The following is a 25,206-nucleotide window of genomic DNA, read 5'->3' as shown; positions in this document are numbered from 1 at the left end:
GACCCGGGACGTGACCTGCACCTACCCCGGCTGCCGACAACCCGCCATCCGCACCGAGCTCGACCACGTCATCCCCTACGACCCCACCCGGCCCGCCGAGGAACAGACCACCGAGGCCAACCTCCACGCCCTGTGCAAGAGACACCACCAAGCCAAGACCCAGAAGATCTGGAACGTGAAGCGGGACAAAGCCACCGGCAACACCGAATGGACCAGCCCCCTGGGAATCACGTACTACCGATCACCCATACCCGTCGAAGTCAGCCCCAGAATGTTCGACCCCACCCGACGCCGCACACCACCACCCCACGACCTCGGCGACCCACCCTTCTGAGCCCGAGCCCGAGCCCGAGCCCGAGCCCGAGACTCCGTGCGCGCCATGACGCCGGCGCCGGGTTCTCGCCCTCCTCACGCCCGCACCACGTCTCGTGCTTGTGCTCGTCCTCGCGCGTGCCCGACGCGCGCGGCGTACCGTCGCGTCTCATGAGCATCGATCCCACCGCCGCGCCCAGCGGACCCGGCTGCCTCGAGTGTGAACGCGACGGCGGCTGGTGGTTCCACCTCCGCCGCTGCGGCGAGTGCGGGCACATCGGCTGCTGCGACTCGAGCCCGTCTCAGCACGCGACCGCGCACTGGCGCGAGACCGGACACGCGCTGATGCGTTCCTACGAGCCCGGCGAGGACTGGTGGTGGGACTTCGACGCCGCTGCGGCGGCCACGGGGCCCGAGCTCGCGGACCCGCAGCACCGACCCCTGGACCAGTCGGCGCCCGGGCCGGTCGACCGCGTTCCCGACGACTGGCGCAGCCAGCTGCACTGACGCTGCCGACACCAGCGCCACGGGGTGCTCCTACGATGCGATGGTGCACGATCCGATCGAGCCCCACGACCACGGGTGGTTGGCGCGGCCGGATGGTGCCCGGGTGTACTGGGAGGCGTCAGGCAACCCGGACGGTCTTGCCGCGATCTACCTCCACGGCGGTCCCGGAAGCGGGCTCGGGCGCGGCGGCTACCGGCGCCGATTCGACCCGGCGCGGTACCGGATCATCGGGATCGACCAGCGCGGGTGCGGCAGGAGCACCCCGCTCGCGTCCGAGAGCCTCGAGACCCTGGACGCCAACACCACCCAAGCGCTCCTCGCCGACCTCGAGGCGCTGCGCGACCAGCTCGGCATCGAGGCCTGGCTGCTCCACGGCGTCTCGTGGGGTTCGACACTCGCTCTGGCCTACGCGCTGGACCACCCCGACCGCGTTACGGGCATCGTCCTGACGGCCGTCACGTCGGGCAGTCGCGAGGAGATCGACTGGATCACGCAGGGTGTGGGCGCGATCTTCCCCGAGGCATGGGCACGGTTCCGGGCCGGAGCCCCCGGCGAGGAGCGCGTCGTCGACGCGTACGCCCGGCTTTTGCGCGACGCTGACCCCGCGGTGCGGTCCGCTGCGGCACGTGCCTGGGAGGAGTGGGAGTCGACCCACGTCTCCCTCGACCCGGGCTGGGTCCCGGGCTCGATGTTCGACGACGACCTCGAACGGCAGAACTTCGCCACGCTAGTCACCCACTACTGGGCCAACGACTGCTTCCTGCGGGGACCAGCCCGCATCCGGGACCGGATCGCCGAACTCGCGGGCGTGCCCGGCGTCCTGATCCACGGCAGGCACGACGTCAGCGGACCCGCGATCACCCCGTGGCTGCTGCACCAGGCGTGGCCGGGCAGCGAGCTGGTCGTCGTCGAGTCGGAGGGCCACGGCGGTCCGCAGGAGATGGAGCTGACGTGCGACGCCATCGGCCGGCTCGCCGACGAGCTCAGCCCACGGGCACGCACGTCGGGTGGCGACCGCCACAGGTGAGTCCCCTCACGCCACTCCGTGCGGAGGTGCGGGCATGGGATCATGAGTGGTTGCCGCGTGATCCTGCGGCCCCCGGCTATCGCGCTCCTCGGCTCGTCGGCCAATCCCCCGGACGACCTCAGTAGGCGGAACCATGACTGCACCCACCCTCACCGATCCCGCGATCGACGGCGTCGGCGACGACGAGCTCGAGGTCTTCCTCCGGGTCTGCGAGACGATCAGCCGCCTCCCCTCGGACCACCCGCAGCTCGCGGTGGCCCGCCGCGCGACGAGCGCGCTGTTCAAGGCGGCCAAGAAGCAGCGCCGCGCCGAGAAGCGCGACGCGATCAGCACGGCCGACGCCGCGGTCGTCGCGGCGACGGCGACCGGCAGCCCGGGCCGCATCGACGACGAGACGCGGGGCATCCCGCTGGTCTCCAGCGCCCGCGGGGCGACCGCCGGCACGCTGCTGCGCGCGCGCCCCTGCTACATCTGCAAGGAGGCGTACACCCAGGTCGACGCCTTCTACCACCAGCTCTGCCCGAGCTGCGCGGAGCTCAACCACGCCAAACGTGACGCCCGCACCGACCTCACGGGTCGCAGCGCGCTGCTCACGGGCGGCCGCGCCAAGATCGGCATGTACATCGCGCTGCGGCTGCTGCGTGACGGCGCCCGCACAACGATCACGACCCGCTTCCCGCGCGACGCCGCCCGCCGGTTCGCGGCGATGGACGACAGCGCCGACTGGCTCGACCGCCTGACGATCGTCGGGATCGACCTGCGCGACCCCGCCCAGGTCGTCGCCCTCGCCGACGACGTCGCGGCCCGCGGTCCGCTCGACATCCTCATCAACAACGCCGCCCAGACCGTGCGCCGTTCCCCCGGCTCGTACAGCCGACTGGTCGACGCCGAGCTCGAGCCGCTCCCGACCGGTCCGCTGCCCGAGCTCGTCACGTTCGGCCGCACGAGCAGCGCGCACCCCCAGCAGCTGGCCGGTGCCGTGACTGAGCTGACCAGCCCGCTGCTGCCGTTGGCGCAGCAGGCGGGCGTCGCGGAGCTCGCGCTCACGGCCGAGGCGGCCTCGCTCGAGCGCCTGCTCGCGGGCACCGGCATCGACGCGGGCGGGCTCGTGCCCGACGAGGTCGACACGAACAGCTGGGTCGCGACGGTCGACCAGGTCGACCCGATGGAGCTCCTCGAGGTCCAGCTGTGCAACCAGACGGCCCCGTTCATCCTCGTCAGCCGACTGCGCCCGGTCATGCGCCAGAGCGGCGACCGCCACTCCTACGTCGTCAACGTCTCGGCGATGGAGGGCGTGTTCTCGCGCGGCTACAAGGGCCCGGGCCACCCGCACACGAACATGTCCAAGGCCGCGCTCAACATGCTGACCCGCACGAGCGCCACCGAGCTCGCCGAGGACGGCATCCTCATGACGAGCGTCGACACGGGCTGGATCACCGACGAGCGCCCGCACACCACCAAGGTGCGGCTCGCCGAGGAGGGCTTCCACGCCCCGCTCGACCTCGTCGACGGCGCCGCCCGCGTGTACGACCCGATCGTGCGCGGCGAGGCCGGCGAGCCCCTGTTCGGCTGCTTCCTCAAGGACTACGTCCGCTCCGGCTGGTGAGGGCCGCGGGCGGTCCGTCGCATTCGCCCGAGACGGACCACCCATTCGGCCCAACGCCCGCACGAACGTCACCCGGTGGAGGTTCCGGCGGAACCGCCGGACGCCGTAGCGTCGGACTCGCGCAGCGCGAAGCTGCAGGTGAGGACCCGAGGAGACGGACGTGAGTGCAGCGGGGAGGGACCCGCAGTGGCGTGAGGCGGAGCGCTTCGCCGAGCGGCACGCCCGCATGGTCCTCGCGCTGGTCGACGTGCGGGTGACGCCCGACGACGGCAGCCCCGTCGACCTGTTGGGCGACGACTTCGCCGCCATGGTCGACCGCAGCCGCGCCCCCGTCGACACGACCCCGCTCGAGCGCCTGCGGATCTCCGCGGGCGCCCGCACGGCCGCGTTCTACTCGCGCTCCGGGTACGCCAAGACGGCCCTGCTCTGGGCCGATCGCCACGCTGTGGCGCTGTTCGCGTACACCGACGACGGGTACGCCGCACCGGTCAACCAGGCCGCGCGCGATCTCATGGAGCGTGCGCACGCGGACAGCGAGCGCAAGGTGCTGACCGAGATCGCCCAGGTCTCCCGGCACGCCAACGAGCTCAAGGCCGAGATGGAGCGGCGCGAGCGCGACGCCTATGCCGCTGCCCTCCGCGAGAAGGAGAAGGCCCGCGCAGCCGAGGCGGCCCGCCGGGTCGCACGCGAGCGCTCCGAGTCGATCCTCGGGCGGACCGTCGCGCTGCTGCTGCGCGTGCAGCTCGACTCGCGTGCCCTGAACGGCACCGTCAAGACGCTCGCGGAGTCGTCCGTCGCGGATGCCGTGGCTGACGCGGCCGGTCGCCTCACGATGTTCGAGCGTCCGGCTGCCCTGGCCCGCGTGCGCCACCAGTTCCTCGAGGTCGCCGCGACGCTCGACGTCATCACGCCGCCGTCCGAGCGGGAGGCGTCCAGCTATCGCTCGGCGCGTCGCGCGGTCGAGGACGGCCTCGACGCCCTCGACGAGGCAGGCGGCGAGCACGTCTCCGGGCACGTCGCCCCGGACGTCGTCGCGCACGAGCTGCGCCGGGCGGCGCGGTCGTGGCAGATAGTGCTGGCCGAGGTCGTGCGCGCGGCGCCGCCGCTCACGCCGACCGTGCCGACGCAGCGCGTCCCGCAGCACCGCGCGGAGACGCTCACGTCCTGAGCGGCTACCGCGCGCGCTCGGCCAGTCCGCGCACGTAGGCGGCCTGGCCGACGTGCTGCAGGTCGTCGGCGAGGATGCTCACGAGCCGAGCGGCGAGCGTGACCGGCGGGTCCCACCGGTGGTCGACGACGCGGTCGAGGTCGTCGCCCGCGATCGTCGCGAGGTACGCGGACGTCGCGGCGGTCACCGCGTCGAGGTAGCCCAGCAGCAGGTCGGCCGGCACCCGGACGGCGGCCACGTCGTCCGCGCTCTGGCCGTACCCGCTCGCCGAGTCGTCGAACGGCAGGTCGAACCGCTCGGCCCAGCCACCCGCGGTCCAGACCTCCTCGGTCTCGGCCAGCGGAGCGAGCTGCGCATCCTGGACCCGGGCGATGTGCCAGGTCAGCCACGCGATGGTGTTCGCCTCGGGGTCGGCTCGCCAGGTCAGCGTCGCCTCGTCGAGCCCGTCGACGATGCGGTGGACGGTCGGGCCGACGCGGCCGAACGACTCGACGAGGACGGCGCGCGCGTCCACGATCAGCCCTCCCCTCGCGGTGCGGACCGGATGAGCCGGGTGCTCGTCGCGAGGACCAGGCCGTCCTCGATGAGCGCCGCGCGCGTGTCCGGCTGCACCCATGACGGTCCCTCCTCGGCGGCCCAGCGGCGCCACGTCGCGCCCGCGAACGAGCCGACATAGGCACCGCTTGCCCCGGCCGGCGCGGCGAGCAGGACCGACGGCACCGACCGGTGCTCGGCGAGCGCGAGCCCGACGCCGCCCACGGCACCCGCCAGGACCCGGGCGAGCAGCACGGGACGGTCGAGCCGGCTCGGCGTGGTCGGCAGCTTGTCGCCGATCAGCTCGCCGAGCACGGCGAGCCGGCCGACCGTGCGCAGCGCGACGGCGGCGAACCCGTGCCGATCCCTGGTGGCCACCGCGACGGGCACGGTGATCGCCACCGACGAGCGGCCGCCGGCTGCGAGCCCGAGGGCGAACGAGCGAGTGAGAGATCCCATGTGCCGTGTGTACCTCCTCCCGGCGCGACCGGCACCTCGGGAGCGCCCCGACGGATCAGCCGATGCGCGCGAGCCGAAACATGTCGTCGTCGGGCAGGACGTCCACGACGGCCCCGACCTGCACGTCGACGAGCGACGCGAACCCGCCGTACACGCTGAGGAAGGCCGTGTCGGAGGCGTCGCGCCCGGTCGAGATGCGCACGAGCGTCGACCGCGGCGCGAGCGTCGTCGCGTCCACGACGTGCCAGGCGCCGTCCACCCACGCCTCGGCCACGGCGTGGAAGTCCATCGGGTCGAGACCGGGCGCGTACACGGCCACGAGGCGCGCGGGCACGTCGAGTGCCCGGAGCAGCGCGACCACCAGGTGCGCGTAGTCCCGGCAGACGCCCTGGCGTGCGAGCAGCGTCCGCACGGCACCGTCGGTCGGCAGCGAGGATCCCGGGACGTAGGCGAGCCGGGTCCCGACCCACGAGGCCACGGCACCCAGCAGGTCGGAGCCTGTGAGGCCCGCGAACTCGGCGCGCGCGGTGGGGCTCAGCGAGTCGGACTCGCAGTACCGGCTCGGGCGCAGGTAGCGCAGCCGGTCGGCCTCGTCGTCCTCGTCGATCGGGCTGTGCCCGACGACGCGCGCGTCGTACTGCACGAACAGCCGGCCCGGCTGGGCGTCCACCACGTGCAGCCGCGCGCCGTGGTCGCCCGCGAGCTCGCGCGGCTGCACGGGCACGCCGTCCGACGTGATCGACAGGGTCTCGGCGGCCGCAGCACCGGTCACCGCGATCGACAGGACGAGGGTCGCGGGGCTCGACACGTCGAGCTCGAGGCGGGAGAACACGTCACGCTGCATGCGGGCGATTGTGCAGGCTGAGCAGCGACGGCGCGCGCCAGGACGGCTCAGGCGGGCGTGAGCGGCTCGACGCCGGTCTCCGAGTCGAGGTGCGCAGACATCGCGTCGAGGAACGCGGTCAGGGCCGGCCGGGCCTCGTCGGGCACCGCGGCGGCGATCTCCGCCATCGCCTGGTGCATCCGGCTGAGCCGCGCGTGGATCTCGTCGTGCGCGTGGGGCGTGCTCGTGACGACGACCGAGCGACGGTCCGTCGGGTGCGTCGAGCGCTCGAGGTGGCCTGAGGCCGTCAGTCGGTCGAGCAGCTTGGTGGTCGAGGCCGTCGAGATGGCGAGATACGCGGCGATGTCCCGGGGAAGGGCGTGGCCGCCGCGCTGCTCGGTCGCGATCACGTACTGGAGCGCCTGCATGTCGGTGACGTTCATCGCCATCCCGGCACTCACGCGCCGGCGCATGTCGGCGTCCGCGCGGCGAAAACGGCGCACGGACTCCAGCAGCGCGGCGATCGACGGATCGTCGGCGTACCAGAAGTGCGACGCGTCGGTCATGGTTGGATACTAGCCACAGAAACATCTAGCCTGGCTAGCGATACCGACGACCGCGAGGAGATCACTCGATGCGGACAGCCCCGGACGACCTCGTCGTCCTGCTCGACGAGGACGGCCGCCCGTCGGGCGTCGCGCCCCGTGCGACCGTCCACGACGAGTCCACTCCCCTGCACCTCGCCTTCTCCTGCTACCTGTTCGACGCCGACGGCCGCGTGCTGGTGACCCGGCGCGCGCTGTCCAAGCGCACGTGGCCGGGCGTCTGGACCAACGCGTTCTGCGGGCACCCGCGCCCGGGCGAGACGATGCAGGACGCGATCCGCCGGCACGCCCGCCACGAGCTCGGCATCACGGTCGAGCGGCTGGAGGTCCTCCTCCCGGACTTCCGCTACACCGCGACCGATGCGGACGGGATCGTCGAGAACGAGGTCTGCCCGGTCTGGTTCGCGACCACCGCTGACGAGATCGCGCCGAACCCCGACGAGGCGATGGACCTGGCCTGGATCAGCACCGCTGACCTCGGCCGCGCGACGTCGGCGGCACCCTGGGCCTTCAGCCCGTGGATGGTCTCCCAGGTGGTCCAGCTCGCGGACCTCGTCCCGGGCGCTCCCGGGGCGTCGGACGACGACGTGGCCCTGGTCGGCTGACGTGGACGAGTTCTTCGACGCGGCCGACGAGCACGCGCGCGCCCTAGGCCCCGAGTACGTCGCACTGTGGTCCGCGATGCGCGTCGCCAGCAACGGCGGCCGACGCGTCCGGCCCGGCCTGGTGAGCAACGCGTACCGCGCCTTCGGCGGTACCGACGACCCGCTCGCCAACCGGGTCGGCGACGCGATCGAGCTGCTGCACACCGCCTTTGTCATCCACGACGACGTCATCGACCACGACCTGCGCCGCCGCGGCCGTCCGAACGTCAACGGCGAGTTCCTCGCCCGCGCGCAGGACGCGGGCGCCGCGCCCGAGGCGGCCGTCGGGTACGGCCAGGCCGCGGGGATCCTGGCAGGCGATCTCGCGCTCGTCGGCGCGTTCGCGGCCCTCGCGACGATCCCTGCGGACGACCGGACGCGCATCCGCCTCATGACGCTCGTGCACGACGCGGTCCGCGTGACCGCCGCGGGCGAGCTGGAGGACGTGCACCTCGGGCTCGGCACGCGCACCGCCACGGTCGACGAGGCCGTCGCGGTGGCCGAGCACAAGACCGCGGCCTACTCCTTCGCGCTCCCGCTGCAGGCCGGCGCGCTGCTGGCCGGCGCGAGCGACGAGGATCTGGCACGCCTGGCCGACCTCGGGCGGCAGCTCGGCATCGCCTTCCAGCTCTGCGACGACCTGCTCGGGGTCTTCGGCGACGAGGACGTGACGGGCAAGAGCACCCTGTCCGACCTGCGCGAGGGCAAGCTGACCGCGCTGGTCGCCTACGCCGCTCAGACGACCGCGTGGCCTTCTATCGAGCCCCACCTCGGGGACCCGGCGCTGACGGCGGCGGGCGCGGCGACGCTGCGCGCGCGGCTCGAGGCCTGCGGCGCCCGGGCCTTCGTCGAGGGACTCGTCGACGAGCACCTCCACGCCGCGCGCGCCCTGGCGCATACGGTGGGGCTCGAGGCGGTCGTCGACCGCGTCACCGCGCTGGCGGCGAGCGATCCGGGGAGGGCCGCATGAGGACGGGCACACGGCACGACGCCCCGAGCCTGTACGACTCCGCCGCCGACCACGCCACGGCGCAGATCGTCGAGGACTACTCCACGTCGTTCAGCCGCGCGTGCCGCCTGCTCGCCGAGCCGGTGCGCACCCACGTGCGCAGCATCTACGGCCTGGTCCGCCTGGCCGACGAGATCGTCGACGCCGACAGCCTGGACCTCACCCCCGCCGAGCGCGCGACGCAGCTGAGCGACCTCGAGGCCGAGACCGCGCACGCCATGGCGCGCGGGTTCTCGACGAACCTCGTCGTGCACTCCTTCGCCCGCACCGCGCGCCAGTGCGGCATCGACGCCACGCTGGTCACCCCGTTCTTCGCCTCGATGCGCACCGACCTCGAGCGCACCGAGCACGACGCGGGCTCGCTCGACACCTACGTCTACGGCTCGGCCGAGGTCGTCGGGCTGATGTGCCTGCGCGCGTTCCTCGCCGAGGAGGACGCGTCCACGGGCGACGCCCGCTACGCCGAGCTCCTCCCCGGCGCGCGGCGCCTGGGGGCCGCGTTCCAGAAGGTCAACTTCCTGCGCGACATCGCCGCCGACCACGACACCCTCGGGCGGACGTACTTCCCCGGCGTCGTCCCCGCCGAGCTCACCGAGAGCCAGCGGGACGTGCTCCTCGACGACATCGACGCCGACCTGGCCGCGGCTGCGCAGGCGATCGCCGCGCTGCCGGCCTCGTCGCGGCGCGCGGTGCGGTGCGCGCACGACCTGTTCGCCGCCCTGTCCCACCGGCTCCGGGCGACCCCGGCCGGCGAGATCGGCACGCGTCGGGTCCGCGTGAGCACGCCGGCCAAGGCGCGGATCGTGCTGCGCGCGATGCTGAGCGGCGCGCGGTGAACGCTCCGGCACGCCGGGCGGTCGTCATCGGGGCAGGGATAGCCGGCCTGGCCACCGCGGCGCTCCTGGCGCGCGACGGCTACGACGTCGAGGTGCTCGAGCAGCGCGACGAGGTCGGGGGTCGCGCGGGCACCTGGCGCGTGGACGGGTTCACGTTCGACACGGGTCCGTCCTGGTACCTCATGCCCGAGGTCTTCGACCACTTCTTCGCGCTGTTCGGCACGTCGACGCAGGCCGAGCTCGACCTCGTCACGCTCGACCCGGCCTACCGGGTGTTCTTCGGCGACGAGGCTCCGCTCGACCTGTCCACGGGGCGCGCACCCGCGCAGTTCGAGGCGATCGAGCCCGGCGCCGGAGCGCGACTCGAGGAGTACCTGGACTCGGCCCGTGAGGCGTACGACCTGTCGCTGCGGGAGTTCCTCTACACGACGTTCTCGTCCCCGAGCAGGCTCGCGACCGGCTCCGTGGTCCGCAGGGCGCCCCGGCTCGCGCGGCTGCTGACGACCTCGCTCGAGAAGCACGTCGCGCGACGGTTCACCGACCGTCGGCTCCGGCAGGTGCTCGGCTACCCGGCCGTGTTCCTCGGCACGTCCCCCGAGCGCGCGCCGAGCCTCTACCACCTCATGAGCCACTGCGACCTGACCGACGGCGTGCGCTACCCGATGGGCGGCTTCGGCACGCTGATCGACGCGATCCGCCGCGTCGCGGAGGGCGCCGGCGTGCGGATCCGCACCGGGGTGCGCGTGACCGGCGTCGAGGTCGACGACGCGAGTGCCGCACGCGGGGTGACCTGCGTGGCGACCGACGGCACCGCGAGCACGGTCGCCGCGGACGTCGTCGTCGGCGCCGGTGATCTGCACGACCTCGAGACGAACCTGCTGCCCCCGCACCTGCAGACCTACCCCGAGCGCTGGTGGCGCTCGCGCGACCCCGGGCCGGGCGCCGTGCTCGTCTACCTGGGGATCCGGGGGCACCTGCCGCAGCTCGCGCACCACTCGCTGTTCTTCTCGGCCGACTGGCACGCGAACTTCGACGCCGTCTTCGGCGCCGACCGGCACGTGCCGACCGACGCCTCGATGTACGTCTGCACCCCGTCGCGGACCGACCCCTCGGTCGCGCCGGCGGGCATGGAGAACGTCTTCGTGCTCGTCCCGGTGCCGGCCGACGTCTCGATCGGGACCGGCGGCGTGGACGGGGCCGGCGACGAGCTCGTCGAGCGGGCCGCCGACGCCGCGATCGCGCGGATCGCGCAGTGGGCGGGCGTGCCGGACCTCGCCGAGCGCGTCGTCGTGCGCCGCACGGTCGGGCCGGCCGACTTCGCACGGGAGTACTCGTCGTGGTCCGGCGGTGCCCTCGGCCCGGCGCACACGCTGCGGCAGTCGGCGATGCTCCGCGGCCGCAACGCCTCGACCAAGGTCTCCGGGCTGCTCTACGCGGGCGGCTCGACGCTGCCCGGGATCGGCCTGCCGATGTGCCTGATCAGCGCCGAGAACGTCGTCAAGCGACTGCGCGACGACCGCTCGTCCGGCCCCCTGCCCGAGCCTGCCCGCAGCGGTGCCCGATGAGGGGCACGTACCTCGCGGCGGAGCTCGTGTCGCTCGCGTGCATCGTCGCCGTCGACGCCCGGCTCCGGCTCTACTTCTGGGCCGACGCGCGGCGGGCGGCCCTGGTGCTCGCGACGGGCATCGTGCTGTTCGTCGGCTGGGACCTGGTGGCCATCGCGGCGGGGTTCTACGGCCGCGGCGAGAGCGACGCGATGCTCGGCGTCGAGGTCGCGCCGCACCTGCCCGTCGAGGAGCTCGTGTTCGTGACCTTCCTGTCCTACGTGACGATGGTGGTGCTCGCCCTGGTCCGTCGGACGCTGGCCGCACGTGAGGCCAGGGACGCCCGATGACGTATCTCGGTCTCGGGCTGCTCTTCGTCGCGGCGTGCCTGGTCGTCGCGGTCGTCACGGGCCTGCGGCGGCGCGAGCCGCACTTCTGGTCGTCGATCGCCCTCACGGCGGTCGTGCTGCTGGTCCTGACCGTCGTGTTCGACAGCCTCATGGTTGCCTCCGACCTGTTCCGCTACGACGAGGCGAACCTGGTCGGCGTGCGGATCTGGCTCACACCGGTCGAGGACCTCGCGTGGCCGATCGCCGCCGCCCTGCTGCTCCCCTCGGTGTGGGTGCTGCTCGGCCCGTCGCACCGCCCGGCCGACGAGGCGCGGGAGGTCGACCGTGTCCGTTGACACCCACCCCGTGCGCGCCGGGTTCGCGCAGGTCATCGGCTCGTCGCGCCCGTTGTCGTGGATCAACACGGCCTACCCGTTCGCGGCGGCGTTCCTGCTCGCGGGCGGCGACCACGTCGTGGCGCTCGTCGTGGGCACGGTCTACTTCCTCATCCCCTACAACGTGCTGATGTACGGCATCAACGACGTCTTCGACTACGAGTCCGACCTGCGCAACCCGCGCAAGGGCGGCGTCGAGGGCGTGGTGCTGTCCGACCGGTGGCACCGCACGACGCTGTGGGCCGCGGTGCTCAGCAACGTCCCGTTCCTGGTCGCCCTCGTCTGGCTCGGCACCGGGTGGTCCGACCTCGTGCTCGCGATCAGCGTCTTCGCCGTGGTCGCGTACTCCGCGCCCGGGCTGCGCTTCAAGGAGCGACCGGTCCTGGACTCGCTCACGTCGAGCACGCACTTCGTCAGCCCCGCCGTGTTCGGCGTGACCCTCGCGGGCGGGTCGTTCACCGGCCCGGTGCTGGCCGTGCTCGCCGCGTACTTCCTGTGGGGCGCGGCCTCGCAGGCGTTCGGTGCGGTGCAGGACATCACGGCCGACCGCGGCGCGGGCATCGGCTCGATCGCGACCGCGTTCGGTGCCCGGCGGACGGTGCGGCTCGCGATGGCGGGCTACGCCGCGGCGGCGGTTCTCATGCTGGGTGCCGGGTGGCCGGGCAACCTGGCGGCGCTCGTGCCGGCCGTCTACCTCGTCTCGGTCGCCCCGTTCCGCAACCTCACCGACGAGCGCTGCGAGGACGCCAACCGCGGCTGGCGCCGGTTCCTGTGGCTCAACCTCGTCATGGGCTTCCTGGTCACCCAGCTGCTGATCGTCATGGCCCTCACGTCCTGACGTCCACCGACTGAGACTTTCCTCCCCACCCACTGGTAACGCGCGGGAAGGTTGTTATACCTCCGCCCAAGGTCACGAGCACCAGTGCCAAGCCCCGGCTCGCTGGTCAGCAACCCCCCTCACCGGGGTGCTCCGGGAGATGACCTGGCCCCGTGGACGTCACGGGGCAAGCGTGAGAGGAGAACGTCATGCCACACCCGGTCATCGCCCTGTCGGGCAACCCGCGCGTCGGTTCGCGCACCACGGGCGCCGCCACGCACGTCGCCGAGCGGCTGGCCGCCGACCCGGCGGACGTCCGCACGATCGACCTCGCCGGTCTCGCGGGCCAGATCTTCGCTCCGGAGCACGCCGCGGTCGACGAGGCCCTCGCCGCGGTCCAGGCCGCGCGCCTCGTCGTCGTCGCGACGCCCGTCTACAAGGCCTCCTACACGGGGCTGCTCAAGTCGTTCCTCGACCGCTACGGCCCCAACGGGCTCGCCGGGGTCGTCGCGGTCCCGCTCGTCGTGTCCGGCAACCCCGCGCACGCCCTCGCCGGCGAGGTGCACCTGCGGCCGCTGCTCGTCGAGCTCGGCGCGGTCGTCCCGGCCCGCTCGCTGACCGTCCTGGACTCCCAGCTGGCCGACCTCGACGACGCGGTGGACCGTTGGCTGGCAGGCGGTGCGGCCGACGCGCTCGCCACCCCCGTGGCCATCGGGTCCGCCCGATGACCGCCGAAGCGTTGCGACCCCTGGAGCGGCTCTTGCACGAGCAGGACGAGGCGCAGCTGACGCCCGAGGAGTACAAGGCCGTCTTCCGTCGGCACGCGGCGGGCGTCGCCGTCGTCGCGCTGCGCGACGGTGAGCGTCCGGTCGGCTTCACGGCCACCTCGGTCATCTCGGTGTCCGCCGCTCCCCCGATCCTCGCGTTCTCGCTGGCCGCGACCTCCTCGTCCTGGCCCGCGATCTCCCGCGCGGAGACGCTCGCGATCAGCCTGCTCACCTCGAACCAGGGCGACATCTCGGCGCGGTTCGCGACGAGCGGCATCGACCGCTTCGCCGACGGCGGCTGGCGCGCGCTGGACACGGGCGAGCCCGTGATCGAGGACGCCGGCGCCTGGGTCCGGGGCCGCATCCTGCAGCGCCTGCCCGTGGGCGACAGCTACCTCGTGACGATCCGGGCGCTCGAGCACGGCACGAGCGAGTCCGCGGGTCCGCTCGTCTACCTGGACCGGAACTACCACCCGGTCGGGGACTACGAGATCTGAGTGCTCCCGTCCTGGCGCCGCGCCTGATACGTTCGCGCGGCGCCAGGACGACGACCGGAGCAGCGATGAGAACGAGCGAGCACCTCCGCGGCAGCACCAAGCTGCGGCCCGAGCCGGACCATTTCGGCATCGTGCTGCTGATGCTGGTCGTCGCCTACGTGCTGTCGGTGCTGAGCAGCTCGAACCTGTCGCGCGTGATCGTGGGCGCGCTGTACGTCGGTGCCCTGGTCTACGCGGTACGCGCCTCCCAGCCCGGGCCGGGCCTACGACAGGTCCTGCGCGTCGTCATCGTGGGCGGTGCCGTGGCCATCGTCGGCGCGGCGCTCTTCCTCCCGCACGACGACGCCTCCGGCGTGATCGACTGCGTCCTGGTGCTCGTGCTGCTCAGCGCGCTGATCTGCATCTTCGACCGGATCATCACGGCGCAGGACGTCACCGGGCGGCTCATCGCCGGCGCCCTGTCCGCCTACCTCATGGTCGGGATGCTCTTCGCGAGCGTCTTCGGCGTGCTCGCGTGGCTCCAGGGCTCGTTCTTCGCGAACGGGCAGCAGGCCGACGCGGAGTCGCTGCAGTACTTCTCGTTCGTCACGCTCACGACGCTCGGCTACGGCGACCTGGTCACGGTGAGCAGCGCCGGCCGCGGGCTGGCCGCACTCGAGGCGCTCGTCGGCCAGGTCTTCCTGGCCACGCTCATCGCGCGGCTCGTCGGCTCGTTCCGCCGACCGACGCCAACTAGGCGACAGCCCCCGGAGGATTCGGACCCGACGTGATCCGGGGCCGGCCGACCGTCAGCAGCGTGATGCCCTCGACCAGCACCTGGACGCCGAGCAGCACCCCCAGCACGGTCAGCGTGGCCTCCACCGGGAAGACGAGGATCCACGCCCCCAGCAGCAGCGAGAGCAGCCCGGTCAGGACGAAGAGGGCCTTGCCGCGCGGCAGGGTGAACGCCGCGACGATGCGCGTGATGCCGCCCGCGACGAACGCCGCGCCGATGAATACCGTGATCCACAGCGCCCCGCGCACGGGGTGCTGGATGATCAGGAGCCCCAGGCCGGCGAGCACGATCCCGCCGACGAGCGCCCACCAGAAGCCGCCCGCCCGGATGCGCGTGAACGACCACACGGCCAGCACGATGCCGGCAGCGACCGCCGTCCACCCGATGAGGAAGACCGAGACGGTCGTGGCGACGATCGTGTCGCCCAGGATGATCAGTCCGCCGACGACCATGAGGATGCCGAAGGCGATGTCCCACCCGCTCCGGCGCCGCTCGACGGTCACGGTCACGTTGTCGCTCATGTGCCGATGATGGCGCATCGCGGGGGTCTGCCCGGATCGGCGCGCCGGACCCCGTCCGGTCGCGCGCGCCCGGGACGCACCCCACACTGGCGCGATGCGAACCATGGGAGTCGAGGAGGAGTACCTCCTGGTCACGCCAGAGGGCCGTCCGACGGCCGTCGCGCCGACGGTGCTGTGGCACGCGGCGCAGGAGGACTCGGCGGAGCCGACGTCGCCGGACGAGCCCGGCGGCGACCTCGAGAAGGAGTTCAAGCGCGAGCAGGTCGAGACCTCGACCCACCCGCGCACCGACCTCGGCGAGCTGCTCGACGAGATCCGCGCCGGCCGCGAGCGCACGTCGGCGTTCGCCCGCCTCGCGGGCGCGGAGATCGCGGCGCTGGGCACCGCCCCGCAGGAGGTGGAGTCGACCGTCGTCCCGGACAAGCGCGCCCAGGAGATCCGTGCGCGCTTCGCGATGACCGCCAAGGACCAGCTCACGTGCGGCTGCCACGTGCACGTCGAGGTGGCCGACGACGAGGAGGGCGTGGTCATCCTCGACCACCTGCGCCGCTGGACCCCCGTGCTGCTGGCGCTGTCCGCGAACAGCCCCGCCTGGCAGGGCGGCCACTCGGGCTACGCGTCCTACCGCTCGCAGGTGTGGGGCCGCTGGCCGACCGCGGGCCCGACCGCGCCGTTCGGCGATGCCGCCGGGTACCACCGGGTCATCGAGGAGCTCCTGGCGACCGAGACGATCCTCGACGACGGGATGGTCTACTTCGACGCCCGCCTCTCCGCGCGCTACCCGACCGTCGAGGTGCGCGTGGCGGACGTCTGCCTCGACGCCGCCGACGCCGCGCTGCAGGCCGCACTGGTGCGCGGCCTCGCGGAGACCGCAGTCCGCGGCGACAGCGACCTCCCGCAGCCCCGCGCCGAGCTGCTGCGCGCGGCGACGTGGCGCGCGGCGCACTCCGGGTTGTCGGGCAACCTCGTCAGGCCGACGACGGGCACGCCCGCTCCTGCCGCGGACGTCGTGGCCGAGCTCGTGCGCCACGTGGGCAAGGCGCTGGCGGACGCGGGCGACCTCGAGTGGGTGCAGCGCCACGTGGCCACCGTGCTGCGGCGCGGCAACGGTGCGATCCAGCAGCAGGCCTGGCGCGCGGAGGGCGCCGACGACGACGAGGTGGTCCGCCGCGCGATCGCCCGCACGACCGCCCCGCACTGACGCCGAACCCGCGGGGCTGGCGTCAGGCGAGGTCGGCGAGCGGGACCGAGGTGTCCGCGAGCGCGGTGGTATCCACCTGGGCGCGGGAACGGATCAGGGCCCTGACGTCGTCGACCACGTCCCAGACGTTGACGTTCATGCCCGCGAGCACGCGCCCCTCGCGCAGCCAGAAGGCGACGAGCTCGGGCCCCTCGAGGTCACCCCGCACGACGACCTCGTCGTACCCGCCGGGCCCGATCCAGCCGACGTACTCCATCCCGAGGTCGTACTGGTCGGTGAAGAAGTAGGGCAGCTCGTCGTACGGCTCGTCGCGGCCGAGGATCGTCGCCGCGGCCGTCGTCGGCTGGTTGAGGGCGTTGGCCCAGTGCTCGACCCGCACGTGGGTGCCGTAGAACGGGTGCGCGGCACGGGCGATGTCGCCCACCGCGAGCACGCGGGGGTCGGCGGTGCGCAGGTGCGCGTCGACGAGCACGCCGTCCTCGACGGCCAGTCCCGCGTCGCGCGCGAGCCCGACGCGCGGCGTGGCCCCGATGCCGACGACGACGAGGTCGGCGGGCAGGATCTCGCCGTCGGCCAGCTCGACGCCGCCGACGTGCGCGCCGTCGCCGGACGCCACCACGCGGACCACGTCGGCGGACGTGCGCAGGTCGACGTCGTGGGCCCGGTGCAGGTCGGCGAACACCCCGGCGAGGCGGTCCCCCAGCACGCCGAGCAGGGGCGCGCGGTCGCGCACGACGACCGCCACCTGGCAGTCCGCGGCCCGGGCGGCAGCCGCGACCTCGAGCCCGATCCAGCCGCCGCCGATCACGACGACGCGCGACGTCGCACCCAGGGCGGCGCGCAGCCGGTCGGAGTCGTCGAGCGTGCGCAGGTAGACCACGCCGCGCAGGTCGCCGCCGGGGACGTCGAGCCGGCGCGGCGCGCTGCCCGTGGCGAGGACGACGTGGTCGTAGCCGTGCCGGAGGCCCGACGTGTCGATGACGTCGCGCCCGGGCAGGTCGAGCGCGGTGGCCTGGACCCCGAGGCGGACCTCGACGTCGTGCTCGGCGTACCATGCCGCGTCGTGGACGAACACCGAGGAGCGCTCGTCGGCGCCCTGCAGGTATCCCTTGGACAGCGGCGGCCGCTCGTAGGGCAGGTCGGTGCCGAGCTTGAGCAGGAGGATGCCGTCGTCGTGGCCACCGTCGCGCAGCGCCTCCACGGTTTTGGCCCCGGCGAGGCCGCCGCCGACCACCACCACACGTCCCGCCATCGGTCGGACCTCTCGCCGGGACACCTCGGACGGCGCCGTTCCTCGCAGCGCACCAGGCAGGGCGCCATCGCGCAACCGCACGGACGGGTGAGGGGGATCACCCGGTCAGGGCCGTGACTGGGCGTGCCCCGGAAACACATGGCTGGCACCCTGAGCCCATGTTGATCTGGCCAGGACGCCCCTACCCCCTCGGCGCCACCTACGACGGCAGCGGGACCAACTTCGCGCTGTTCTCCGAGGTGGCCGACCGAATCGAGCTCTGTCTCATCGCCGAGGACGGCACCGAGACGCGCGTGGACCTGCCCGAGGTGGACGCCTTCGTGTGGCACGGCTACCTGCCGGCCGTGCAGCCGGGCCAGCGCTACGGCTACCGCGTGCACGGCCCGTACGAGCCCGAGCAGGGCCACCGGTGCAACCCGGCCAAGCTTCTGCTCGACCCGTACGCGAAGGCGATCGACGGCCAGATCGACGGCGACCCGTCGCTGTTCTCCTACCAGTTCGACGACAACGACGCGCGCAACGACGACGACTCCGCGGGCCACACCATGTCGTCGGTCGTCATCAACCCGTTCTTCGACTGGGGCCAGGACCGCGCTCCGCAGCACCAGTACCACGAGACGGTCCTGTACGAGGCCCACGTCAAGGGCCTGACGCAGCTGCACCCCGCGGTGCCCGAGGAGCTGCGCGGCACCTACGCGGGCATCGCGCACCCCGCCGTGATCGCGCACCTCAAGGCGCTCGGCGTCACGGCCATCGAGCTCATGCCCGTGCACCAGTTCGTCGACGACACCCACCTGCGCGAGCAGGGTTTGTCCAACTACTGGGGCTACAACACGATCGGCTTCTTCGCGCCGCACAACGCCTACTCCGCCTTCAAGGGGCCGGGTCAGCAGGTGCAGGAGTTCAAGGCGATGGTCAAGGAGCTGCACGCCGCGGACATCGAGGTCATCCTCGACGTGGTCTACAACCACACGGCCGAGGGCAACCACATGGGCCCGACGCTGAGCTTCCGCGGCATCGACAACGCCAACTACTACCGGCTCGTCGACGAGGACCAGGCGCACTACTTCGACACCACGGGCACCGGCAACTCGCTGCTCATGCGCTCGCCGCACGTGCTGCAGCTGATCATGGACTCGCTGCGCTACTGGGTCACGGAGATGCACGTCGACGGGTTCCGGTTCGACCTGGCCGCGACGCTGGCCCGCCAGTTCCACGAGGTCGACCGCCTCTCGGCGTTCTTCGACCTCGTGCACCAGGACCCGGTCGTCAGCCAGGTCAAGCTCATCGCCGAGCCGTGGGACATCGGTGACGGTGGCTACCAGGTGGGCGGGTTCCCGCCCCTGTGGTCGGAGTGGAACGGCAAGTACCGCGACACGGTCCGCGACTTCTGGCGCGGCGAGCCGTCGACGCTCGGCGAGTTCGCGAGCCGCCTGTCGGGCTCGTCGGACCTCTACGAGCACACGGGCCGCCGGCCGATCGCGAGCGTCAACTTCTTCACGGCGCACGACGGCTTCACCCTGGCCGACCTCGTGAGCTACAACGAGAAGCACAACGACGCGAACGGCGAGGGCAACCGCGACGGCGAGAGCTTCAACCGGTCGTGGAACTGCGGCGCGGAGGGCCCGACCGACGACGCCGAGATCCTCAAGCTCCGCGGCCGCCAGCAGCGCAACTTCATGGCGACCCTGCTGCTCTCGCAGGGCATCCCGATGATCGCGCACGGCGACGAGATCGGGCGCACCCAGCAGGGCAACAACAACGTGTACTGCCAGGACAGCGAGCTGTCGTGGATGCACTGGGACCTCGGCGAGGCTGAGACGACGATGCTCGAGTTCACGCGCGAGGTCGTCCGCCTGCGGCGCGACCACCCGGTGTTCCGCCGTCGCCGCTTCTTCGCCGGGTCCCCCGAGCACGGCGGCGAGTCGGACCTCAAGGACATCGCCTGGCTCAACCCCGAGGGTCAGCACATGGAGGACGACGCCTGGCACAACAGCCAGGCGCGCGCCGTGCAGGTCTTCCTCAACGGCGACGCGATCGTCGAACCCGACGTGCGGGGCGAGGAGATCACCGACGACTCGTTCCTGGTCCTGTTCAACGGTCAGCCGGACCAGGCGACGTTCACGCTCCCCGACGCCGAGTACGGCGCGACGTGGACCGCCGTGTTCGACACCGACAGCAAGGTGCAGACGGGGGCGACGGCGTCCGCTCGCGCGTCGATCACACTCGAGCGCAACTCGGTCGTCGTGCTCACGCGGCCCCCGATGGAGCCCGTCCCGACCTACGCCTCGGGCGCCGTGGCCGCGGCCGCGCGCGAGTCCGAGCGGGCGGCGAAGCAGAACCGGGAGCACTCCGTCATCGAGGAGGCGGGGCTGGTCAAGCCCAAGCGCAAGCCCCGCCCGCGCACCCCGAAGAACGCATGAGCGACGCGCGCCCCGTCCCCGCCCGCCGGCTCCCGGCGGCGGACAAGCCCGTCCCGACCAGCACCTACCGGGTGCAGCTCGGCGCGGACCTGACGTTCGACGACGTCGCCGCGCGCGTGCCGTACCTCGCCTCGCTCGGGATCACGCACGTGTACCTGTCGCCGATCCTCACCGCGGCGCCGGGCTCGACGCACGGCTACGACGTCGTCGACCACGACGAGGTCTCCCCCGTGCTCGGCGGCATCCGCGGCCTGCGTCGGCTGTCCGCCGCGGCGAAGGCCGCGGGCCTCGGCCTGGTGCTCGACATCGTGCCCAACCACATGGCGGTCCCGACGCCCGTGTGGCACAACCGGCCGCTGTGGTCGGTCATGGCGCAGGGGCCGGACTCGCCGTACGCGCACTGGTTCGACGTCGACTGGTCGGCGGGCGACGGCGCGCTGCTCGCGCCGGTGCTGGGCGACCGGATCGGCAACGTGCTCGCGCGCGGCGAGCTCACGCGCGACGAGGTCGACCTGCCCGGCCTGGGCCTGACCCCCGTGCTGCGCTACTACGACCACGTGTTCCCCATCCGGCCGGGGACGGAGTCGCTCGGCCTCGCGGAGATGGTCGAGCGGCAGCACTACCGGCTCGCGTACTGGCGGGTCGCGGACGAGGAGCTCAACTACCGGCGCTTCTTCGACGTGGGCACGCTCGTCGCGATCCGTGTCGAGGACCCCGACGTGTTCGACGCGACGCACCGCCTGGTGCTCGACCTGCTCGCCGACGGCACGCTCGACGGGCTGCGCATCGACCACCCGGACGGCCTCGCGGACCCGGCGGGCTACCTGAGCCGCCTGCGCGAGGCGAGCGACGGCGCGTGGGTCGTCGTCGAGAAGATCCTCGAGGACGCCGAGGAGCTGCCCGCCGACTGGGACACCGCCGGGACCACGGGCTACGAGGCGCTGTGGCGCATCCAGCAGGCGTTCGTCGACCCGGGCGGCGCGGCCGACCTCGCCGGCCTCATGCACCGGGTCACCGGGGACCCCTCGGACGGGTTCGCCGCGATGGCCGAGCAGGCCAAGCGCGAGATCGTCGACGGGCCGCTGTACGCCGAGGTGCACCGCCTGACCTCGCTCGCGGCGGACATCTGCCGCGAGGACCTGCGCCTGCGGGACCACACCTGGCGCTCGCTCGAGGACTGCCTCGTCGAGCTGCTCGTCGCCTTCGACCGGTACCGCGCCTACGTCGTCCCGGGCGAGACCCCCGGCCCCGAGGCCATCGAGGTGCTCACGGCGGCCGCCGACCTGGCCCGCGAGCACCTGAGCCCCGAGCGCGGCGAGACGATGGACGTGCTCGTCGACCTGCTGCTCGGCCGCGAGGTCGGCAGCGCGGGCCGCACGCGCGGGCACCGCCGCGACGAGCTCGTCGTGCGCTTCCAGCAGACCTGCGGGGCCGTCATGGCCAAGGGCGTGGAGGACACCACGTTCTACCGCTGGACCCACCTGACCGCGCTGTGCGAGGTGGGCGGGGCGCCCGAGCGGTTCGCCCTGACGCCGACCGAGCTTCTCGCCTGGGCGTCCCGCGCTCAGCACACCGCGCCGTACGGCATGACCACGCTGTCCACGCACGACACCAAGCGCAGCGAGGACACGCGCACGCGGATCGGCGTGCTCAGCGAGCTCCCGCGCGAGTGGTCGGCCCTCGTGCACGACCTGCGCGCGGCCTCGGCGCCCTACCGCAGCGGGCTGGTCGACGGCCGGACCGAGTACCTGCTGTGGCAGACGATCGCCGGCACGTGGTGCGGCCACGGGCCGATCGAGGCGGACCGCCTGACGGCCTACCTCACCAAGGCCATGCGCGAGGCGAAGGACCGCACCACGTGGACCGCGCCCGACGAGGCCTACGAGGCCGCCGTCCTCGACGCCGCCCGCCAGGCGCTCGAGGACCCCGCCGTGCGCGAGCTCTTCACCGCGTGGGAGGCACGGACCCGGACCGCGGTGCGGGCCGCGACCCTGGGCACCAAGCTCGTGCAGCTGACGATGCCCGGCGTGGCCGACGTCTACCAGGGCACCGAGGTACCCACCGCGGACCTCGTCGACCCCGACAACCGCCGGCCCGTGGACGCCGACTCCCTGGCCGCACGCCTGGCCCGGCTCGACGACGGCGCGGGCCCGCGCGACCTCGCCGACGAGAAGCTGCTGGTCACCTCGCGCGCGCTGCGGCTGCGGCGCGACGTGCCCGAGGCGTTCGTCGGGACCGGCGCGGGCTTCCTGCCGCTGGCCCACTCGGCCGGCAACGCCCTGTCGTACGCGCGCACGGTGGACGGCATCCCGCGCGTCGCGGTCGTCGCGACCCGCCTGGGCGCCGCGCTCGACCGGCTCGGCGGCTGGGCGGACCACAGCGTCGCGCTGCCCGAGGGGTCGTGGCACGACGTGCTGACCGACCGCGAGGTCACCGGCGGCGTCGTCGAGGTCGGCGCGCTGCTCGACCGGCTGCCCGTCGCGCTCCTCGTGCGGGCCGAGGCATGAGGGCGTCGGTCTGGGCGCCGCGCGCGTCCCGCGTCGACCTCGTCCTCGCCGACGTCACCCGCCCGCTCTCCCCCGGCGCGGGCGGCTGGTGGACCGACACGGTCGACCTGCAGCACGGCACCGACTACCGGCTCAGCGTGGACGGAGGCCCGGCGCGACCGGACCCGCGCAGCGCGTGGCAGCCCGAAGGCGTGCACGGCCCGAGCCGCGTGTTCGACGCCGACCGGCACACGTGGCGCTCGTCGTGGGACGGCTTGGACGTGCGCGGCCGGGTGTTCTACGAGCTGCACGTCGGCACCTTCACGCCCGAGGGGACGCTCGCGGCGGCAGTCGAGCACCTCGACGAGATCGTCTCGCTGGGCGTCGACGTCGTCGAGCTCATGCCGGTCGCACCGTTCAACGGCCGGCACGGCTGGGGCTACGACGGTGTCGCGCTCTACGCGGTGCACGAGCCCTACGGCGGGCCTGCCGCGCTGCAGGAGTTCGTCGACGAGGCCCACGCGCGCGGGCTCGCGGTCTGCCTCGACGTCGTGCACAACCACCTGGGCCCGTCGGGCAACTACCTCGCGGGCTTCGGCCCGTACTTCACGGGCAAGCACCACACGCCGTGGGGCGACGCCGTGAACCTCGACGACGACGGGTCCGACGAGGTCCGGCGCTGGATCGCCGACTCCGCGCTGCGCTGGTTCACCGACTTCCGCGTCGACGCCCTACGCCTCGACGCCGTCCACGAGCTGCGCGACGACTCCCCCCGGCACGTGCTGGCCCAGCTGTCCGACGAGGTCGCGACACTCTCCGCGGCGCTCGGCCGGCCCACGTCGCTCGTCGCCGAGTGCGACCTCAACGATGCCACGAGCGTCGCGCCGACCAGCGAGGGCGGCTGGGGCATGACCGCGCAGTGGGCCGACGACGTCCACCACGCGATCCACGCGCTGGTCACAGGCGAGCGGCACGGCTACTACGTCGACTTCGGCACGCCGGCCGCGCTGCGCACCGTGATGCGCGGCGCGTTCCTCCACGACGGCCGGTTCTCGACGTTCCGCGGCGCCGACTGGGGCGCGCCCGTCCCGGAGGGCACCGACGGGCACCGCTTCGTGGTGTGCGCGCAGAACCACGACCAGGTGGGCAACCGCGGCCTGGGCGACCGCCCGGCGCAGCGGCTGCCCGTGGGCCTGCTCGCCGTCGAGGCCGCGCTCGTGCTCCTCTCGCCGTTCACGCCGCTCCTGTTCATGGGCGAGGAGTGGGGCGCACGCACGCCGTGGCAGTTCTTCACCGACCACCCCGAGACCGACCTGGCGGCCGCCGTCTCCGCGGGCCGCATCGCCGAGTTCGGCGGGCACGGCTGGACCGACGTCTACGGCGGAGACGTCGAGGTGCCCGACCCCCAGGCTCCCGAGACCTTTCGAGCCAGCGTGCTCGACCGGTCCGAGCGCGACGACCCCGAGCGTGCGGACCTGCTCGAGTGGTACCGCGTGCTCGTCGGCCTGCGGCGCTCGGTGCCGGACCTCGCGTCGGGCGACCTCGCGGCCACCGACCTCACGTGGCACGGGCCGGACGACGCGGACGGGCCCTGGTCCGGGGTGCTCGTGCTGCACCGCGGCGCGGCGCGGGTCGTGGCGAACCTGACCGACCAGCGCGCGCACGTCGCGCTGGACGGGCCCCTCGACGTGGCGGCCTCCTCCGCGCCGGTCGAGGTCGGTCCGGACGGGATCGACATCGGGGCACGCTCCGTCGTCGTGCTCGTGGGCGGCACTGCCTAGGCTGCGTCCATGGACGCGCTCGAGGTCGCCCACCTGCGCCTGCGCAACCAGCACCTCGCCGGACCGCCGCTCGCCGACGCGGCCGCCGTGGTGCGGCACCTCGGCGCCGTGCAGGCGCAGGAGCTCGCGATGGCCCGCTGGTCGTTGGGGCAGCGCTCGCTCGCGCGCGACGACACCGAGGTCCGCCGCGCGCTCGACGCGGGCGAGATCGTCCGGACCCACGCGCTGCGGCCGACCTGGCACTTCGTGGCGCCCGAGGACCTGCGCTGGATCCAGGCGCTGACCGGACCTCGCGTCCGGATCGCGTCGCGCTACTACGAGGCACGCTCGGGCATCGACGACGAGCTCGCCGCCCGTGCCACGGCCCTCATGGCCGACGCCGTGCGCGGCAAGAACCACCTCACGCGTCCCGAGCTGGGCGCGGCGCTCGCCACCGGCGGCATCGAGGCGGCCGGCGTGCGCCTGAGCTACCTCGTGATGCGGGCTGAGCTCGACGCGGTGCTGGTCAACGGCGTCCAGCGCGGCAAGCAGCAGACCTACGCGCTGGCCGACGAGCGCATCGCCTCCTCGCGTGACCTGACCGGCGACGACGCGGTCGCCGAGCTCACTCGCCGCTACCTCGCGAGCCACGGCCCGGCGACCGTCAAGGACCTCGGCTGGTGGTCGAGCCTCACGCTGACCCAGGTCAGGCGTGGGATCGCACTGCTCGGGGACACGGTGGTCGCACACGACGTGGGCGGGACGACGTTCTGGTCCGTGCCCGGTCCCGCCGTGGTCCGCGAACCGTCCCCCACCGTGCACGTCCTGCAGGGGTACGACGCGTACGGCGTCGCCTACAGCGAGGGTCGCTCGGTGCTCAACATCGCCGGCCTGGTCCTGGCCCCGGAC

26 protein-coding genes and 1 riboswitch are annotated in these 25,206 nt (G+C 73.2%); of the genes, 20 read left to right on the top strand and 6 right to left on the bottom strand.

From position 1 onward, the window contains the following. The 5 genes from D1825_RS08435 to D1825_RS08415 all read left to right on the top strand — a co-directional run. On the top strand, positions 1 to 334 hold a 334-nt coding region (locus tag D1825_RS08435; protein ID WP_138067535.1), incomplete at its 5' end, for an HNH endonuclease signature motif containing protein. A gap of 149 nt (positions 335 to 483) precedes the next feature. Continuing rightward, the gene (locus D1825_RS08430; RefSeq protein ID WP_118766991.1) at positions 484 to 819 is read left to right on the top strand and encodes a UBP-type zinc finger domain-containing protein; all 336 of its coding nucleotides are present in this window, start codon (positions 484 to 486) and stop codon (positions 817 to 819) included. Positions 820 to 859: 40 nt separating this feature from the next. Further along, on the top strand, positions 860 to 1,846 hold the full coding sequence (gene pip, locus D1825_RS08425) for a prolyl aminopeptidase (RefSeq protein ID WP_118766987.1): 987 nt from the start codon (positions 860 to 862) through the stop codon (positions 1,844 to 1,846). Positions 1,847 to 1,979: 133 nt separating this feature from the next. Continuing rightward, positions 1,980 to 3,452 (top strand): SDR family oxidoreductase, encoded by a 1,473-nt coding sequence (locus D1825_RS08420; protein WP_199721542.1) that lies wholly within the window; start codon positions 1,980 to 1,982, stop codon positions 3,450 to 3,452. 160 nt (positions 3,453 to 3,612) lie between these two features. Further along, complete coding sequence (locus D1825_RS08415; RefSeq protein WP_118766986.1) at positions 3,613 to 4,620, top strand: hypothetical protein; 1,008 nt, start codon at positions 3,613 to 3,615, stop codon at positions 4,618 to 4,620. 4 nt (positions 4,621 to 4,624) lie between these two features. On the opposite strand, the gene D1825_RS08410 is transcribed toward D1825_RS08415, so the two are convergent. The 4 genes from D1825_RS08410 to D1825_RS08395 are packed head-to-tail and all read right to left on the bottom strand — an operon-like array spanning position 4,625 to position 7,002. Further along, on the bottom strand, positions 4,625 to 5,137 hold the full coding sequence (locus tag D1825_RS08410) for a mycothiol transferase (protein WP_407643312.1): 513 nt from the start codon (positions 5,135 to 5,137) through the stop codon (positions 4,625 to 4,627). Then, on the bottom strand, positions 5,137 to 5,613 hold the full coding sequence (locus D1825_RS08405; protein ID WP_118766984.1) for a hypothetical protein: 477 nt from the start codon (positions 5,611 to 5,613) through the stop codon (positions 5,137 to 5,139). The genes D1825_RS08410 and D1825_RS08405 overlap by 1 nt, the downstream gene beginning before the upstream one ends. Before the next feature lie 55 nt (positions 5,614 to 5,668). Continuing rightward, the gene (locus D1825_RS08400; protein WP_118766983.1) at positions 5,669 to 6,457 is read right to left on the bottom strand and encodes a transglutaminase-like domain-containing protein; all 789 of its coding nucleotides are present in this window, start codon (positions 6,455 to 6,457) and stop codon (positions 5,669 to 5,671) included. Positions 6,458 to 6,504: 47 nt separating this feature from the next. Beyond that, positions 6,505 to 7,002, bottom strand: coding sequence for a MarR family winged helix-turn-helix transcriptional regulator (locus tag D1825_RS08395; RefSeq protein WP_118766982.1), 498 nt, complete (start codon positions 7,000 to 7,002; stop codon positions 6,505 to 6,507). A 68-nt stretch (positions 7,003 to 7,070) separates the two neighbouring features. On the opposite strand from D1825_RS08395, the gene idi reads away from it, so the two are divergent. From idi to D1825_RS08345, 10 genes are all read left to right on the top strand, one after another. Then, positions 7,071 to 7,646, top strand: coding sequence for an isopentenyl-diphosphate Delta-isomerase (gene idi, locus D1825_RS08390; RefSeq protein WP_118766981.1), 576 nt, complete (start codon positions 7,071 to 7,073; stop codon positions 7,644 to 7,646). Between the two features lies 1 nt (position 7,647). Next, positions 7,648 to 8,655, top strand: a complete 1,008-nt coding sequence (locus tag D1825_RS08385; RefSeq protein ID WP_233549743.1) for a polyprenyl synthetase family protein — start codon at positions 7,648 to 7,650, stop codon at positions 8,653 to 8,655. Then, on the top strand, positions 8,652 to 9,530 hold the full coding sequence (locus tag D1825_RS08380) for a phytoene/squalene synthase family protein (protein ID WP_118766980.1): 879 nt from the start codon (positions 8,652 to 8,654) through the stop codon (positions 9,528 to 9,530). The genes D1825_RS08385 and D1825_RS08380 overlap by 4 nt, the downstream gene beginning before the upstream one ends. Then, positions 9,527 to 11,095, top strand: a complete 1,569-nt coding sequence (crtI, locus tag D1825_RS08375; protein ID WP_118766979.1) for a phytoene desaturase family protein — start codon at positions 9,527 to 9,529, stop codon at positions 11,093 to 11,095. Before D1825_RS08380 ends, crtI begins: the two co-directional genes overlap by 4 nt. Beyond that, a complete protein-coding gene (locus D1825_RS08370; RefSeq protein WP_118766978.1) occupies positions 11,092 to 11,424 on the top strand; it encodes a lycopene cyclase domain-containing protein in 333 nt (110 codons plus the stop codon). The genes crtI and D1825_RS08370 overlap by 4 nt, the downstream gene beginning before the upstream one ends. Then, positions 11,421 to 11,759 carry a lycopene cyclase domain-containing protein gene (locus tag D1825_RS08365; protein WP_118766977.1) on the top strand — a complete coding sequence of 113 codons (339 nt, stop codon included), beginning with the start codon at positions 11,421 to 11,423 and terminating at the stop codon, positions 11,757 to 11,759. Before D1825_RS08370 ends, D1825_RS08365 begins: the two co-directional genes overlap by 4 nt. After that, on the top strand, positions 11,749 to 12,636 hold the full coding sequence (locus D1825_RS08360) for a prenyltransferase (protein ID WP_233549742.1): 888 nt from the start codon (positions 11,749 to 11,751) through the stop codon (positions 12,634 to 12,636). Before D1825_RS08365 ends, D1825_RS08360 begins: the two co-directional genes overlap by 11 nt. Before the next feature lie 70 nt (positions 12,637 to 12,706). Beyond that, positions 12,707 to 12,815: riboswitch (SAM riboswitch) on the top strand. A 9-nt stretch (positions 12,816 to 12,824) separates the two neighbouring features. Next, positions 12,825 to 13,343, top strand: a complete 519-nt coding sequence (locus D1825_RS08355; RefSeq protein ID WP_118766976.1) for an NADPH-dependent FMN reductase — start codon at positions 12,825 to 12,827, stop codon at positions 13,341 to 13,343. After that, on the top strand, positions 13,340 to 13,879 hold the full coding sequence (locus D1825_RS08350; protein ID WP_118766975.1) for a flavin reductase family protein: 540 nt from the start codon (positions 13,340 to 13,342) through the stop codon (positions 13,877 to 13,879). Before D1825_RS08355 ends, D1825_RS08350 begins: the two co-directional genes overlap by 4 nt. A 65-nt stretch (positions 13,880 to 13,944) precedes the next feature. Beyond that, complete coding sequence (locus tag D1825_RS08345; RefSeq protein WP_118766974.1) at positions 13,945 to 14,649, top strand: potassium channel family protein; 705 nt, start codon at positions 13,945 to 13,947, stop codon at positions 14,647 to 14,649. Here the strand turns inward: D1825_RS08345 and D1825_RS08340 are convergent. Continuing rightward, entirely contained in the window at positions 14,612 to 15,175 is a 564-nt protein-coding gene (locus tag D1825_RS08340) for an HdeD family acid-resistance protein (RefSeq protein WP_158580701.1), read from the bottom strand. The genes D1825_RS08345 and D1825_RS08340 overlap by 38 nt on opposite strands. Positions 15,176 to 15,269: 94 nt before the next feature. Here D1825_RS08340 and D1825_RS08335 point away from each other — a divergent pair, with 94 nt between their 5' ends. Next, positions 15,270 to 16,376, top strand: a complete 1,107-nt coding sequence (locus D1825_RS08335) for a carboxylate-amine ligase (RefSeq protein WP_325051474.1) — start codon at positions 15,270 to 15,272, stop codon at positions 16,374 to 16,376. Positions 16,377 to 16,398: 22 nt separating this feature from the next. On the opposite strand, the gene D1825_RS08330 is transcribed toward D1825_RS08335, so the two are convergent. Then, on the bottom strand, positions 16,399 to 17,628 hold the full coding sequence (locus tag D1825_RS08330; RefSeq protein WP_118766971.1) for an NAD(P)/FAD-dependent oxidoreductase: 1,230 nt from the start codon (positions 17,626 to 17,628) through the stop codon (positions 16,399 to 16,401). 158 nt (positions 17,629 to 17,786) lie between these two features. On the opposite strand from D1825_RS08330, the gene glgX reads away from it, so the two are divergent. The 4 genes from glgX to D1825_RS08310 all read left to right on the top strand — a co-directional run. Continuing rightward, positions 17,787 to 20,051 carry a glycogen debranching protein GlgX gene (gene glgX / locus D1825_RS08325; RefSeq protein ID WP_118766970.1) on the top strand — a complete coding sequence of 755 codons (2,265 nt, stop codon included), beginning with the start codon at positions 17,787 to 17,789 and terminating at the stop codon, positions 20,049 to 20,051. Next, on the top strand, positions 20,048 to 22,558 hold the full coding sequence (gene treY, locus D1825_RS08320; RefSeq protein WP_118766969.1) for a malto-oligosyltrehalose synthase: 2,511 nt from the start codon (positions 20,048 to 20,050) through the stop codon (positions 22,556 to 22,558). Before glgX ends, treY begins: the two co-directional genes overlap by 4 nt. Continuing rightward, positions 22,555 to 24,318, top strand: coding sequence for a malto-oligosyltrehalose trehalohydrolase (gene treZ / locus D1825_RS08315; RefSeq protein WP_118766968.1), 1,764 nt, complete (start codon positions 22,555 to 22,557; stop codon positions 24,316 to 24,318). The genes treY and treZ overlap by 4 nt, the downstream gene beginning before the upstream one ends. Positions 24,319 to 24,327: 9 nt before the next feature. After that, positions 24,328 to 25,206 (top strand): winged helix DNA-binding domain-containing protein (locus D1825_RS08310; RefSeq protein WP_138067532.1); only part of this gene is annotated, 879 nt, incomplete at its 3' end.

It is taken from the genome of Cellulomonas rhizosphaerae, from assembly GCF_003470205.1.
GTDB lineage: Bacteria > Actinomycetota > Actinomycetes > Actinomycetales > Cellulomonadaceae > Cellulomonas > Cellulomonas rhizosphaerae.
The sequence above is the reverse complement of the archived record's forward strand: the minus strand, read 5'-3'. Positions and strand labels throughout refer to the sequence as shown.